Genomic DNA, 13,906 nt, shown 5'->3' on the forward strand with positions numbered 1-13,906 from the left:
TTGCGGGGCGCCCACTGCACCCACGTGACAGCGGTGCCGCGCCCTGCGGAATGTTTCCGTCAGCGCGCGACATAGACTTCAGAGCGATGTTCGCCCAGTCAGAGGTACCCGTCCCCCCGGCGGAGGTGCGTTGATGCGCCTCGTCTTCGCCGGCACCCCCGAACCCGCCGTCCCGTCGCTGCGCGCGCTCCTCGCGTCCGAACAGCACGAGGTCGTCGCCGTCGTGACCCGCCCGGACGCCCAGGCGGGCCGCGGCCGCCGTGTCGTCCGGTCCCCGATCGGCGCGCTGGCCGACGAGCACGGGATCGAGGTGCTGACCCCGCCGAAGGCGAGCGACCCCGCGTTCCTCGCCCGGCTCGCGGAGATCTCGCCCGACGCGTGCCCGGTGGTCGCGTACGGGGCGCTGCTGCCCCAGGCCGCGCTGGACATCCCGGTGCACGGCTGGGTCAACCTGCACTTCTCGCTGCTGCCCGCGTGGCGCGGCGCCGCGCCGGTCCAGGCCGCGATCCGCGCCGGGGACGAGATCACCGGCGCCACCACGTTCCGCATCGTCAAGGAACTCGACGCGGGCCCGGTCTACGGCGTGGTCACCGAGCAGATCGCCGGTACCGACACCGCGGGTGAAACCTTGGCCAGGCTCGCGGAGTCCGGGGCCAAGCTGCTCGTGTCCACGATGGACGGAATCGCCGACGGCACGCTGCGCGCGGTCGCGCAGACCGGGGACGGCGTGAGCTACGCGCCCAAGGTGACCGTCGAGGACGCGCGCGTTTCGTTCGCCGACCCGGCCGCCGCGGTCGACCGGCAGATCCGCGCGGTCACGCCGGAGCCGGGCGCGTGGGCGGAGTTCCGGGGTGAACGGCTGAAACTCGGCCCGGTGACGGTCGTCGACGAGCCGGGGCCCCCGCCGGGAGAACTGGTCGTGGAACGCAAGCGGGTCCTGGTCGGCACGGCGTCGAAGCCGGTGCGGCTGGGCGAGGTGCAGGCGCAGGGGAAGAAGCGGATGGCGGCCACCGACTGGGCGCGCGGTACGAGGATCGGACAAGGAGAGCGCCTGCAGTGAACGAGCGTAGGGAACGCCGGCCGTCGAGGCCGGAGCGAGGCCGTCCGGGCCCGCGCAAGGAAGGGCCCAGCCGCCCGCCGCAGATCGACCCGGCCCGGCAGGTCGCCTTCGACGTCCTGCGCGCGGTCCGGGAAGAGGACGCGTACGCGAACTTGGTGCTGCCGCAACTGCTGCGCACTCGCCGGATCTCCGGTCGTGACGCGGCGCTGGCCACCGAACTGACCTACGGCACCTGCCGCGCGGTCGGCATGCTGGACGCCGTCATCGAGGCCTGCCTCGACCGGCCACTGGCCAAAGTGGACGCCATCGTGTTGGACGGGCTGCGGCTCGGCGCGTACCAGCTGCTGCGCACCCGCATCCCCCAGCACGCCGCCGTCGGGTCCACTGTGGACCTCGTCCGCGCCGAAGTCGGTTCCTGGATCGCGGGTTTCGTGAACGCCGTGTTGCGTTCGGTGTCCGAAAAGGACGAAGAGACCTGGCTGAACGAACTGGCCCCGGACGAGGCCGCCGACCCGATCGGGGCCTACGCCCTCCGGACGGCGCATCCGCGCTGGGTCGCGAGGTCGTTCGCGGAAGCCTTGGGGGACAAGGGAGCCGAGCTGAAGGCGGCCCTGGAGGCCGACGACGACCGCCCCGACGTCCACCTGGTCGCCCGGCCCGGCGAGATCAGCGCCGACGAGCTCGCCGCCATCACCGGCGGCGACGTCGCCCCGTACTCGCCCTACGGTGTCCGGTTGCCCGCGGGCTCCGGTGACCCCGGCGACATCGAGCCGATCAAGGAAAAGCTGGCCGCGGTGCAGGACGAGGGCAGCCAGCTGTGCGCCGTCGCCGTCACGAAGGTCCCGCTCACCGGCTCCGACGAGCGCTGGCTGGACCTGTGCGCCGGTCCGGGTGGCAAGGCCGCGCTGCTCGGCGCGCTGGCGTCGATCAGCGGGGCGACCGTCGACGCGGTCGAGAAGGCGCCGCACCGCGCGAAGCTGATCGAGAACGCCGTCCAGGGGCTTCCGGTGACCATTCACGTCGCCGACGGCCGCGAGACCGGTCTCGAACCGGGCTACGACCGTGTCCTGGTCGACGCGCCGTGCAGCGGTCTCGGCTCGCTGCGGCGCCGCCCGGAGGCACGCTGGCGCCGCCAGCCCAGTGACATCTCGGACCTGACGAAACTGCAGGGTCAGCTGATCACCGCGGCCCTGGACCTGGTCCGGCCCGGCGGCGTCGTCACCTACGTCGTCTGCTCGCCGCATCTGGCCGAGACCGAAGGCGTCGTGGGGGAGACCGCGCGCCGCGCCGGTGCCCAGATCGTCGACACGCGGGAGTTCTTCCCGGGTGTCCCGCAGCTCGGCAACGGCCCGTACGTCCAGTTGTGGCCGCATCGCCACGGCACGGACGCGATGTTCTGCGCCGTCCTGCGGAAGCCGGACGCCGCCGGGTGAGCAGGGTCCTCGGCCTGGTCGCGAGCTCGTGCGGCGGACTGGACACCCGGTTCGCCGCGCAGCTCGCGAAACCGGCCGCGGACCGCGGCTGGGAGCTCGCGATCACGCTGACCCCCACCGCGGCCCGCTGGCTGTCGGAGACCGGCGGGCTCGGTGACCTGCAAAAGTGCACCGAGCTGCCGGTCCGCGGTACCGCCCGGCTGCCGGGCGAACCCCGGCCGCATCCGGATCCCGAGGTGTTCCTGTTCGCGCCCGCGTCCGCGAACTCCGTGGCGAAACTGGCGCTGGGCATCGCCGACAACCAGGCGCTGACCCTGCTCGGTGACGTCCTCGGCACCCCGGGCATCACGATCGTGCTGGGCTACCAGATCCAGGACACGCGGGTGCACCATCCGGCCTGGCAGCGCCATCTCGACACGCTCGCTTCCGCCGGGGTCACCACCGCGAGGCTCACCCCGGAGTCGCCCTGGACGTCGGTGCTGGACCTGCTCCCGGTGCCTTAGCGGGCGCAGAACCCCGTGTCCAGCGCCTTGGCGAGGTCGTCCGAAGCCGTATCCGGCAAGGGATCCTGGTTCACCACGACGTTCACGCGCTTACCGTGCGGGACGGCGCCCGACAGGTTCGCGAAGCCAATGATGTTCCCGCCGTGCCCCCAGAACCGGCCGCCGCACGACAGGGGCACGGACGCGATGCCGAGTCCGTACTCCGCGCCGGGGATGCCGACGGGCGCCGGAACGGTCCGCTGCATCTCGGTCAGCTGCGGGCGCGGAAGGAGACGGCCGTCCACGAGCGCGCCGAAGAAGCGGTCGAGGTCCTCACCGGTCGAAACGAGCCCGCCCGAGGCTCCGGCGGCCGACGGATCGAAGTCGGTGAAGTCGGCGAGCCCGGTCGCGCGCGGCGTGTATCCCCGCGGGTGCGGTGACGGCAGGCTTTCGTCGCCGCGCAGCGGGAGGTAGGTGTCGCGCAGGCCGAGCGGTTCGGCGATCCTGCTCCGGATCTCGGTGGCGACGGAACGGCCGGTCAGCTTCTCGATCAGCATTCCGGCGACGACGTAGTTCGTGTTGGAGTACGACCAGCTCGTGCCGGGAGCGAACAACGGTGGATGCTCGAGGCCGATCGTCACCAGCTCTTCGGGTTCGGCGCCACGATGACGCCAGGCGTCGACGTCGAGATCGCGGACATAGTCGTAGAGCCCGCTGGTGTGCTGCAGCAGCTGCCGCACGGTGATCTTGGAGCCGTCGTTGCCGTTCCCGGCCACGAGACCCGGCAGGTACCGGTCGATCGGGGTGTCCAGCCGGACCTTTCCTTCGGCGACCAGCTGCAGGACCACGACGGCGACGAAGGGTTTGGTGACACTGGCCGCCCGGAACTTCGCGCCGCGCGGGAACGGTGTCCGGTCCTCGATGTTCCCGACGCCTTCGCGCTCCGACCAGGTCCGGCCGGACGTGGTCGTCACCGTCGCCTGCGCGCCGGGGACTCCGTCCTGTACCAAGGTCTTCAACGCTTTGTCGACGTCGTGATGGGGTCCGGTCACGGCGAGCGCCGGGGTGGCGGTCGTCGCGGCGAGCAGCGCGACCAGTGAACCGACGGCGATGATCTTCTTGCCTGGCAAGGATTTTCGCATGAAGCAAAACTAAGGACGCCGTGCCTGGGAGGACATGGGGCGGGCCCCCTTGTCGTACGGGGGTCAGCCCCACCATGTCAGCGCAGGCTGTGCCCCGGTGCGACGATGCCGGTCTCGTAGGCGAACACCACCGCTTGGCTGCGGTTGGCCGCGCCCAGTTTCCCGAAGATGTTGCCCACATGGGTCTTGACGGTTTCGAGACTGATGACCAGCTCGGCCGCTATGTCCACATTGGACTTCCCGGTGGCGATGAGCCGCAGTACCTCGGTCTCCCGTTTCGTCAGCGAGGACGGCCGGGGAGCGAGGCCGGACGGCGCCGGACGCGCGGTGACCATCCGTCGGATCGCGTCGGGGAACAGCAGTGTCTCCCCGGCGGCGATCGTCCGGATGGCGTGCGCGAACTCCTCCTTGCGCGCCCGCTTCAACAGGAACCCGCTCGCCCCGGCCAGCAGCGCGTCGTAGACGTAGTCGTCGTTGTCGAACGTCGTGATCACGAGGACCTTCGGCGGGTCGGGGATTTCGGCCAGTACCCGCCGGGTCGCCTCGATCCCGTCCACGCCGGGCATACGCACGTCCATCAGGACCACTTCGGGGCGCGTCCGCCGCGCCAGGTCGACCACCTCGCCGCCGTCGCCTGCCTCGCCCACCACGGACAGATCGGGCTGGTTGTCCAGCAGCGAGCGCAATCCGGCGCGCAGCAAGGGTTCGTCGTCGACGATCAGGACGCGCAGTGTCATGAGCGCGACCGTAGCGGGATCGTGGTCACCAGCCGCCACAGCGGTTCCCCGTCGATGGCCGGCCCCGCGACGAGCTCGCCGCGCAGTGCTTCGACGCGTTCGGTGAGCCCCGGTAGTCCGTTGCCGCCGCGGCCGGAAGCGACCGCGTGCTCCACGAGCGGGTTCACGATCTCTATCCGCAGCGCGTCGGCGAGCACCGCGACCCGCACGGTCACCGGGCCGGGATGGGCGTGCCGAAGCGCGTTCGTCAGTCCTTCTTGGACGATCCGGTACGCCTCCCGCGAAACGGTGGCGGGCAGTTCCGCGGCGGGCCCGGTCAGCTCGTAGTCGATCACCGCGCCACCCGCGCGGGCTCGTTCGGCCAGCGTCCCGGCCTCGATGAGCCGTCGTTCGGGCTCACGGGAGGACCGGTCGTCCCGCAGCAGGCCGAGTACGTGGTCGAGGTCTTCGAGCGCCACCCGGGAGGACTCCTCGATGGTGCCCAGCGCCTGGCGCACCAGCTGAGGTTCGGAATCGACCAGTTCGGCGGCAGCGGCGGCCTGGATGGTCGACGTCGTCAGCGTGTGGCCGATGGAGTCGTGCAGCTCGCGGGCCAGCCGGTTGCGCTGCTCGAAGTGGTTCGCCCGGACCTCGGCCGCGGCGACGCGTTCGGCGGCCGACGGCCCGAGCAGCGCGACCGCGCTGTACTGGAAGAGCTTGGTGAAACCGGCGAGGACGTACGCGATCACCACGAGCGTGAAGAACCCGATAGGCAGCGTCCACGCTCCGGCGGCCCCGGGCTCGATCGTCACCTGCTCACCGAAGATCGCGATGGGACTGCCGCCTCCCGTCGCCCACACCAGGGTCAGGACGAAGCCGAGGAACAGGAAGCAGCCGAGGCCGAACAGCACCCAGCCGAGTCCGGTGTGCACGACCAGCCAGGCAGCCGAGCGCCAGCGCTCGGGCCAGGCGACCTTCGTGTCCGGCGGGGGCTGCGCGATCCGGGTGCCCATCATCTGGTTGGAGAACCAGATACCGACCCGCCGCATCGGTCCGGGCAAGCCGGCCAGCGCGACCAGTACGCCCATGGCGAGCACGCCGTAGGCCATCTTCGCCCTCACATCGCCCGGGATGAGGACGGCGGGGATGAGCGCGATCGGGAACGGGATCGCGGTGATCGCCATGCCGAGGAGTCCGAACGGGACGCTGCGGTAGCTGCCGATCCGGATCAGGGGCTTGAGTGGGTTGACCATGAGGGGAACGCTATTCGGCGGCGCGTGCGCGCACCTCCCACTGCGGTGCCATTTCGCGTCATACTCCAGACCGGGGGCTCCCGCCGGGGCCGGTCACAGCCGGTTAGCGGGCGTTAGCGGCGCCCTCCTACACTCGGGCGCGTGGCTCACCGACCTTTGATCGCACCCAGCATCCTCTCCGCGGACTTCGCCCGGCTCGGCGACGAGATCCGCGCCGTCGCGGGGGAGGGGGACACCCGCGCGGACTGGGTCCACGTCGACGTCATGGACGCGCACTTCGTGCCGAACCTGACCCTGGGCCTGCCCGTGGTGCAGTCGCTGCTCAAGGCCACCGACGTGCCGATCGACTGCCACCTGATGATCGAGAACCCCGACAAATGGGCCATCGGCTACGCCGAGGCGGGTGCCTACAACGTCACCGTGCACGTCGAGGCCGCGCACGACCCGATCGCGCTGGCGAAGAACCTGCGCGCGGCCGGGGCGAAGGCCGGTCTGTCGATCAAGCCGAACACGCCGATCGAGGACCATCTCGAGACACTCAAGCACTACGACACGCTGCTGGTGATGTCGGTCGAGCCCGGTTTCGGCGGCCAGTCGTTCATCGAGGGCGTCCTCGACAAGGTCCGCACCGCGCGGCGCCTGGTCGACACCGGCCACCTCAAGCTCGTCGTCGAGATCGACGGCGGGATCAACGCCGACACCATCGAGCAGGCCGCCGAAGCCGGTGTGGACTGCTTCGTCGCCGGTTCCGCCGTCTACGGCGCCGAAGACCCTGGTAAGGCTGTCGCGGCGTTGCGCGAGCAGGCGGCCCGCGTCCGCGGCTGATCCCGCCTCGTGATCCGCCGTCGGGTCAGGAGAAGGAATCGGCCCCGATGGGTGTTGGATGAGGGGAGCGCCGTTTCCAGCGACGGTGCGAGCCAGGAGGAGGGCAGCAGGAGTGTTCACCGGCATTGTCGAGGAACTCGGCGAGGTCACCGCGGTCGAGCAGGTCCCGAACGCCGCGAGACTGACCGTGCGGGGGCCGCTGGTGACCAGCGACGCCGGGCACGGCGACTCCATCGCGGTGAGTGGCGTGTGCCTCACCGTGGTCGCGGTGGCGGGCGGTGAGTTTACCGTCGATGTCGTGCACGAAACCCTGCAGCGCTCCAGCCTCGCGAAGGTGCACGTCGGCGACGTCGTGAACCTCGAACGCGCGACGCCGGCGGGTGGCAGGCTCGGCGGGCACATCATGCAGGGCCATGTCGACGGCACCGGCGTCTTCCTCAAGCGCGACGAGCAGGGACTCACCACCTTCGCGTTGCCGAAGAAGCTGTCCCGGTACGTGGTCGAGAAGGGGTCGATCGCGGTCGACGGCGTCTCCCTCACGGTCGCTTCGGTGACCGACGAGGAGTTCTCCGTCGCCCTGATCCCGACCACCCTCGAACTGACCACCCTCGGCCGGAACACCCCGGGTGACCTGGTGAACCTCGAGGTGGACGTGGTCGCCAAGTACGTCGAGAAGCTCGCCATGCCGCACCTGCGCGCGCAGGGTGACAATGGCGGCACGGAGGAGCGGGCGTGAGCGAGACGAGTGCGATTCCGGGGTCGGCCGACCTGACCCCCTGTGGAGGCGGGGTGGCCGTGAACGCCGATGCCATCGAGGCGGCCATCGCCGACATCAAGGCGGGCCGTCCGGTCGTCGTGGTGGACGACGAGGACCGCGAGAACGAGGGCGACCTGATCTTCGCGGCGGAGAAGGCCACGCCGGAACTGATGGCCTTCATGGTGCGCTACACCTCGGGTTACGTCTGCGTGGCGCTGACCGAGGCCGAGGCGGACCGGCTCGACCTGCCGCCGATGTACCACACGAACCAGGACCAGCGCGGCACCGCGTACAGCGTGACGGTCGACGCCGCCGAGGGCATCACCACCGGTATCTCGGCGGCCGACCGGTCGCACACCGTCCGGCTGCTCGCCGACCCGGCGTCCAAGGCGTCGGACTTCCGGCGGCCCGGCCACGTGGTCCCGCTGCGCGCCAAGCAGGGCGGCGTCCTGCGGCGCCCGGGGCACACCGAAGCCGCTGTCGACCTGTCCCGGCTCGCCGGGCTCTCGCCGTCCGGAGTGCTCTGCGAGATCGTGTCGCAGAAAGACGAGGGCGACATGGCCCGCCGCGACGAACTCGAGGTCTTCGCCGCGGACCACGACCTCAAGATGATCACCATCGCCGACCTGATCGCGTACCGGCGGCGCACCGAGAAACAGGTCGAGCGGGTCGCCGAGGCGCGTATCCCGCTGGCCGCGGGCACGTTCCGGGCGGTCGGCTACGACAGCCTGCTCGACGGCATCGAGCACATCGCGTTCGTCTACGGCGAGATCGCCGACGGCGAGGACATCCTGGTCCGCGTGCACTCCGAATGCCTCACCGGCGACGTCTTCGGCTCGCTGCGCTGCGACTGCGGCCCGCAACTGGAGGCCGCGTTGGAAGCGGTGGCCAAGGAAGGCCGCGGTGTCGTGCTCTACATCCGCGGTCACGAGGGCCGCGGCATCGGGCTGCTGCACAAACTGCAGGCCTACCAGCTGCAGGACGCCGGCGCGGACACCGTCGACGCGAACCTGCAGCTCGGCGTCCCCGCCGACGCGCGGGACTACGGCACCGGCGCGCAGATCCTGTGCGACCTCGGCATCCGCTCGATGCGGCTGCTGACGAACAACCCGGCCAAGCGCGTCGGGCTGGAGGGCTACGGCCTGCGGGTCACCGGTCGGGTCGGGCTGCCGATCTCGCCGAACCCGGAGAACCTGCGCTACCTCAAGACCAAACGGGACCGGATGGGGCACGACCTGTCCCAGCTGGAGCATTTCGACCAGGTCGGCGCCGAGGTCGACCAGGGCAACGGAGGTGGCACGCGGTGAGCGGCGAAGGCCGTCCGGACGTCGAACTCGACCTGTCCGACTGTAAGAACATCCGGCTCGGGATCGTGGCCACGCGCTGGCACACGAAGATCACGGGCGCGCTGCTGGAACGCGCCCTCGAGGCGGCCAAGGCGGCCGACCTGGAGGAGGAGCCGACGGTCGTGCGTGTCGCGGGCGCCGTCGAACTGCCCGTCGCCGCGCAGGCGCTGGCCCGCACACACGACGCGGTCGTCGCGCTGGGCGTGGTCATCCGGGGCGGGACGCCGCACTTCGAGTACGTCTGCGACGCGGTCACCGCGGGCCTGACCAGGGTCGCGCTCGACGAGAGCACCCCGGTCGGCAACGGCGTCCTCACCTGCGACACCGAGCAGCAGGCCCTCGACCGGTCCGGGCTGCCCGGCTCCGTCGAGGACAAGGGCTACGAAGCGACGGTCGCCGCGCTGGACGCCGCGCACGCGCTGCGGAACCTGCGCCAGCCGTGGACCGAGCGGGGCTTCGTGTGAGCGTCGAGGCGGATGTGATGACGGAGTCCGAGGTCGTGGTGGTACGGCCACGCCGTGCCCTGGTGATGTGCTCGGTGCTGGCGGTGATCCTGCTGGCTACGTTCGTGGTCGTCGCGGTGCTGCTGCGCGGCTCGGACACCGGGGTGATCTTCCAGCCGTCCGACCAGGCGGCGATGATCGGCATCGGGATCCTGCTCGCAGCGGGCACGATGCTGTTCGCGACCGCGCGCGTGAAGGCCGACGCCGACGGCATCGAGGTCCGGAACGTGCTGATGACCAAGAAGTTCGCTTGGAGCGAGGTGCTCTCGGTGAGTTTCCCGGACGGGGCCTCGTGGGCCCGGCTGGAACTGCCGGACGACGAGTACTACTCGGTCATGGCCGTGCAGGCGGTGGATCGGGAACGCGCGGTGGCCGCGGTGCGGGCGCTACGGCGGTTGCACAAGGCGGCCTGGGAAGGCTGACGCCCTTTCGCGCCCTTTCGCACGCTGGCCGCAAGTCCGTGAAGGCCTCCTTGAGGGACCCAGAGTCCCTCAAGGAGGCCTTCACGGACTTGCGGCCAAGGGGCCGCTCAAAGCGACAGGTCCACCACGATCGGCGCGTGGTCCGAGGGGCCCTTCCCCTTCCGGGCCTCACGGTCCACGTAGGAATCCGTCACCGCGCCGGCCACCGTCGCGTCGGCGTATACGAGGTCGATCCGCATTCCCTTGTTGTTCGGGAAGTTCCCGGCCCGGTAGTCCCAGTACGTGAACGGGTGGTCGTACTTCAGCGGCCGGGGGAACACGTCCGACAGCCCGAGATCGCGGAGCGCGGCGAGTGCCTTCCGCTCCGGTTCGGTCACGTGCGTCGACTCGGCGAACAGGCCGATGTCCCATACGTCCGCGTCGGTCGGCGCGATGTTGAAGTCGCCGAGCACCGCGAACGGCAGTCCGCGCGCCTGCTCCTCCCGCACGGTCGCCTCCAGCGCCGAGAGCCAGGCGAGTTTGTAGGTGTAGTGCGGGTTCTCCAGGTCACGCCCGTTCGGCACGTACACCGACCACAGCCGCAGCCCGCCGCAAGTGGCACCGATGGCCCGCGCGTCGGTCTTGTCCTCGAAGGTGGGCTCGCCGGTCAGCCCGCGCGTCACGTCTTCCAGGCCGACGCGGGACAGGATCGCGACGCCGTTCCAGCGCCCGATGCCGTAGGCGGCCGTCTCGTAGCCCAGTTCCCGCACGGCGTCGACGGGGAAGGCGTCGGTGCCGCTCTTGAGTTCCTGCAGGCACAGCACGTCCGGCCGCACCGTGCCGAGCCAGTCCAGCACCCTCGGCAGCCGGGGCCCGATCGAGTTCACGTTCCAGGTCGCGATCCGCATGCCCGCGAGCGTCCCACACCCCACCGACACGACGACGCGAAAGGGGCCCCTGCCGCGACGGGTCACGTCGCGGCAGGGGCCCGGCCGGGGTAGAGGTCAGACCCCGGTGGTCGAGCGGATCCAGGAGCGGGCCGAAGCGACGCTGCCGTAGTTGTTGGTGCCGCGGATGTTCGAGCCGCTCTGGTTCTGCACGGTCGAAGCGACACCGACCTGGACGCCGTTGGAGACCTGGGGGCCGCCCGAGTCGCCCTTCCAGGCCGAACCGTCGATGCCGACGCTCTGGATGGCCGGGCCGCCGTAGGCGTCGGTCGAGCTGCCGGTGACGCGGACGTTGGCCACCTTCAGCGCCGAAGCGGGCGGGCCGGTCGGGGTTTCACGGCCCCAGCCGTAGAGCTGGTTGGTGCTGCCGACCGACGGGTTCGAGCTCGCCAGGGTGATCGGCGTGACGCCGGCGTCCGAGGCCAGGTGCAGCAGCGAGATGTCGGAGCCGGCCGGCGAGGACACCTTGCGGTCGACGGCGATCTCACGGCCGCCCTGGAGCTGGTTGCTGCCGACGCGGACCCGCATGCCGGTGCCGTCGGAGTCGAGGCAGTGCTTGGCGGTCAGGACCCAGCGCTGGGCGATGACGCTGCCGGAGCAGTTGAACCCGTCCCACTGACGGCCCGGGGTGTTGACGTAGACCTGGGCGCCCCAGCTCACGGTGGGGGCCGTGCCGCCGCCCACGATGTTGGGCTGGACACCGGTGGGGGTGCCCGCGGAGGCGACGGCGCCCGCGGTCATGGTGAGGGCTGCGGCGGCGAGTGTGGCGGCGCTCAGCGTACGAAGACGGCTCACGGTGCAGGAGTCCTTTCGAGCGTCATGGGGACGAAGAACCGAATGAAGTGGAACTGGGACGGAAAGTAATCACCGGATTCACTCGCCAGGAACCAACGAACGTCGGTTCCGGTCGAAGACCCGACTTAGGTCGGTATACGTAGTGGAATACGGACCGGATCGTGGGTATGGCCACTCGAAAGGTGGATCGGACCACGGCTAAGGACGGGGCCTCGTAAGACTGTCGGTGGTGCCCCATAGGCTTGGTGTTGTGGCTGACCCGACCACCTACCGTCCCTCGCCGGGGAGCATCCCGGACGCCCCTGGCGTGTACAAATTTCGCGATGGCACGAAGAGGGTCATCTACGTCGGCAAGGCGAAAAGCCTCCGCAGCAGGCTGAACTCGTACTTCGCCGACATCACGGGCTTGCATCCGCGCACGCGCCAGATGGTGACGACGGCGGCGAGCGTCGAGTGGACCGTGGTGAGCACCGAGGTCGAGGCGCTCCAGCTGGAGTACAACTGGATCAAGGAGTTCGACCCGCGGTTCAACGTCCGCTACCGCGACGACAAGAGCTACCCGGTCCTCGCCGTCACGATGAACGAGGAGTTCCCGCGCCTGCACGTCTATCGCGGCGCGCGCAAGAAGGGCGTGCGGTATTTCGGTCCGTACGCGCATGCGTGGGCCATCCGCGAAACGCTCGACCTGCTGCTCCGGGTCTTCCCGGCGCGCACCTGCTCGGCGGGCGTGTTCAAACGGCACGGCCAGATCGGCAGGCCGTGCCTGCTCGGCTACATCGGCAAATGTTCCGCGCCGTGCGTCGGCAAGGTCTCCGCCGACGAGCACCGCGCGATCGTCGAGGACTTCTGTGATTTTCTCGCCGGCCGCACCGACGCGCTGATCCGCCGTCTGGAACAGGAAATGGCGGCCGCGTCCGAGGAGCTGGAGTTCGAGCGTGCCGCGCGGCTCCGCGACGACCTCGGCGCGCTGCGGCGCGCGATGGAGAAGCAGGCCGTCGTGCTCGGCGACGGCACCGACGCGGACGTCGTCGCCTTCGCCCACGACGAACTCGAAGCCGCCGTCCAGGTCTTCCACGTGCGTGGCGGCCGGGTCCGCGGCCAGCGCGGGTGGGTGATCGACAAGGCCGAGGAGATGGACGTCCAGGACCTCGTCGACCATTTCCTCACGCAGTTCTACGGCGAACAGGCCGAACGAACGGACGATCCCGACGGCGGCCCGCCGGTGCCGCGCGAGGTCCTCGTCCCCGAACTGCCCGCCGACGCGGAGGCGCTCGGCGAGTGGCTTTCCGGGCTGCGCGGGTCGAAGGTGAGCCTGCGGGTGCCGCAGCGCGGCGACAAACGCGCGCTCGCGGAGACCGTGACACGCAACGCCGGCGAGGCGTTCACCCAGCACAAACTGCGCCGCGCCGGTGACCTCACCGCGCGTTCGGCCGCGCTGGCGGAACTGCAGGATTACCTGGCGCTGGAAACCGCGCCGCTGCGCATCGAATGCGTCGACATCAGCCATATCCAGGGCAGTGACGTGGTCGCGTCGCTCGTGGTGTTCGAGGACGGGATCCCGCGCAAGTCCGAGTACCGGCGCTTCGCCTTGCGCGAGGCCGCGGAGGAAGGCGACGTCGCGTCGATCGCCGAGGTCGTCCGTCGCCGGTTTTCCCGTTATCTCAAGGAAAACGCCGAGGGCGTGGAGGTCGACCCGGACCGGCCGGGGATAGACCCGGAGACCGGCAAACCGCGCAAGTTCGCGTACGCGCCGAACCTGCTCGTCGTGGACGGCGCGGGCCCGCAGGCAACCGCCGCCGCGGACGTCCTGTCCGAACTGGGCGTCACCGACATCGCCGTGGTCGGCCTGGCGAAGCGGCTGGAGGAGGTGTGGCTGCCGGGCGACCCCGATCCGGTGATCCTGCCGCGCACCTCCGACGCGCTGTACCTGCTGCAGCGGCTGCGTGACGAAGCACACCGCTTCGCCATCCGATATCACCGGGAGAAGCGGTCCAAGCGGATGCAGGTGTCCGCATTGGACGGTGTGCCGGGACTGGGGCAGGCTCGCCGTACCGCGCTGATCAAGCATTTCGGCTCGGTGCGGAAACTCCGCGAAGCAAGGATCGAGGAGATCGAGGCGGTGCCCGGCTTCGGCAGGCGCACCGCGGAAGCGGTCGTCGCGGCACTCGCAGGGGAGTCCGCGGGGACGGGGGAGTCCGGTACGTGATCGGGGAAAGGACCATCGTGAGTGCGCAAGAAGAAGGCCG

The 13,906-nt window shown here is 70.3% G+C and carries 14 protein-coding genes; 9 read left to right on the forward strand and 5 right to left on the reverse strand.

Going from position 1 to position 13,906, the window contains the following annotated elements; all coding sequences use genetic code 11:
* The first annotated feature begins 133 nt into the window (after nt 1-133).
* Genes fmt through H074_RS08645 form a run of 3 tightly spaced genes read left to right on the forward strand, consistent with a single transcriptional unit; the run spans nt 134 to nt 2,996 of the window.
* Entirely contained in the window at nt 134-1,060 is a 927-nt protein-coding gene (gene fmt / locus H074_RS08635; protein ID WP_007029644.1) for a methionyl-tRNA formyltransferase, read from the forward strand.
* A complete protein-coding gene (locus tag H074_RS08640) occupies nt 1,057-2,493 on the forward strand; it encodes an RsmB/NOP family class I SAM-dependent RNA methyltransferase (protein WP_007029645.1) in 1,437 nt (478 codons plus the stop codon). The genes fmt and H074_RS08640 overlap by 4 nt, the downstream gene beginning before the upstream one ends.
* Nucleotides 2,490-2,996 carry a flavoprotein gene (locus H074_RS08645; protein WP_007029646.1) on the forward strand — a complete coding sequence of 169 codons (507 nt, stop codon included), beginning with the start codon at nt 2,490-2,492 and terminating at the stop codon, nt 2,994-2,996. Before H074_RS08640 ends, H074_RS08645 begins: the two co-directional genes overlap by 4 nt.
* Here the strand turns inward: H074_RS08645 and H074_RS08650 are convergent.
* From H074_RS08650 to H074_RS08660, 3 genes are all read right to left on the reverse strand, one after another.
* A complete protein-coding gene (locus tag H074_RS08650) occupies nt 2,993-4,117 on the reverse strand; it encodes a serine hydrolase domain-containing protein (RefSeq protein WP_039921894.1) in 1,125 nt (374 codons plus the stop codon). The two genes, H074_RS08645 and H074_RS08650, sit on opposite strands and share 4 nt — an antisense overlap.
* Before the next feature lie 77 nt (nt 4,118-4,194).
* Nucleotides 4,195-4,854 carry a response regulator transcription factor gene (locus H074_RS08655; RefSeq protein ID WP_007029648.1) on the reverse strand — a complete coding sequence of 220 codons (660 nt, stop codon included), beginning with the start codon at nt 4,852-4,854 and terminating at the stop codon, nt 4,195-4,197.
* Nucleotides 4,851-6,086 carry a sensor histidine kinase gene (locus H074_RS08660; RefSeq protein WP_007029649.1) on the reverse strand — a complete coding sequence of 412 codons (1,236 nt, stop codon included), beginning with the start codon at nt 6,084-6,086 and terminating at the stop codon, nt 4,851-4,853. Before H074_RS08660 ends, H074_RS08655 begins: the two co-directional genes overlap by 4 nt.
* 156 nt (nt 6,087-6,242) lie before the next feature.
* Here H074_RS08660 and rpe point away from each other — a divergent pair, with 156 nt between their 5' ends.
* From rpe to H074_RS08685, 5 genes are all read left to right on the forward strand, one after another.
* The gene (gene rpe / locus H074_RS08665; RefSeq protein WP_007029650.1) at nt 6,243-6,911 is read left to right on the forward strand and encodes a ribulose-phosphate 3-epimerase; all 669 of its coding nucleotides are present in this window, start codon (nt 6,243-6,245) and stop codon (nt 6,909-6,911) included.
* Nucleotides 6,912-7,023: 112 nt separating this feature from the next.
* Nucleotides 7,024-7,647, forward strand: coding sequence for a riboflavin synthase (locus tag H074_RS08670; RefSeq protein WP_007029651.1), 624 nt, complete (start codon nt 7,024-7,026; stop codon nt 7,645-7,647).
* 53 nt (nt 7,648-7,700) lie between these two features.
* Nucleotides 7,701-8,975: a bifunctional 3,4-dihydroxy-2-butanone-4-phosphate synthase/GTP cyclohydrolase II gene (locus H074_RS08675; protein WP_007029652.1), complete on the forward strand. Its 1,275-nt coding sequence runs from the start codon at nt 7,701-7,703 to the stop codon at nt 8,973-8,975.
* The gene (gene ribH / locus H074_RS08680) at nt 8,972-9,478 is read left to right on the forward strand and encodes a 6,7-dimethyl-8-ribityllumazine synthase (protein WP_007029653.1); all 507 of its coding nucleotides are present in this window, start codon (nt 8,972-8,974) and stop codon (nt 9,476-9,478) included. The genes H074_RS08675 and ribH overlap by 4 nt, the downstream gene beginning before the upstream one ends.
* A 17-nt stretch (nt 9,479-9,495) precedes the next feature.
* The gene (locus H074_RS08685) at nt 9,496-9,939 is read left to right on the forward strand and encodes a PH domain-containing protein (RefSeq protein WP_039921954.1); all 444 of its coding nucleotides are present in this window, start codon (nt 9,496-9,498) and stop codon (nt 9,937-9,939) included.
* Nucleotides 9,940-10,046: 107 nt separating this feature from the next.
* Here the strand turns inward: H074_RS08685 and H074_RS08690 are convergent, their stop codons facing one another.
* Both H074_RS08690 and H074_RS08695 read right to left on the reverse strand, forming a co-directional pair.
* On the reverse strand, nt 10,047-10,826 hold the full coding sequence (locus tag H074_RS08690) for an exodeoxyribonuclease III (RefSeq protein WP_007029655.1): 780 nt from the start codon (nt 10,824-10,826) through the stop codon (nt 10,047-10,049).
* Nucleotides 10,827-10,922: 96 nt separating this feature from the next.
* Nucleotides 10,923-11,660, reverse strand: a complete 738-nt coding sequence (locus H074_RS08695; RefSeq protein ID WP_007029656.1) for a S1 family peptidase — start codon at nt 11,658-11,660, stop codon at nt 10,923-10,925.
* 250 nt (nt 11,661-11,910) lie between these two features.
* On the opposite strand from H074_RS08695, the gene uvrC reads away from it, so the two are divergent.
* Nucleotides 11,911-13,866, forward strand: coding sequence for an excinuclease ABC subunit UvrC (uvrC, locus tag H074_RS08700; RefSeq protein WP_007029657.1), 1,956 nt, complete (start codon nt 11,911-11,913; stop codon nt 13,864-13,866).
* Nucleotides 13,867-13,906 lie beyond the last annotated feature (40 nt).

The organism is Amycolatopsis decaplanina DSM 44594 (assembly GCF_000342005.1).
Taxonomy (GTDB): domain Bacteria; phylum Actinomycetota; class Actinomycetes; order Mycobacteriales; family Pseudonocardiaceae; genus Amycolatopsis; species Amycolatopsis decaplanina.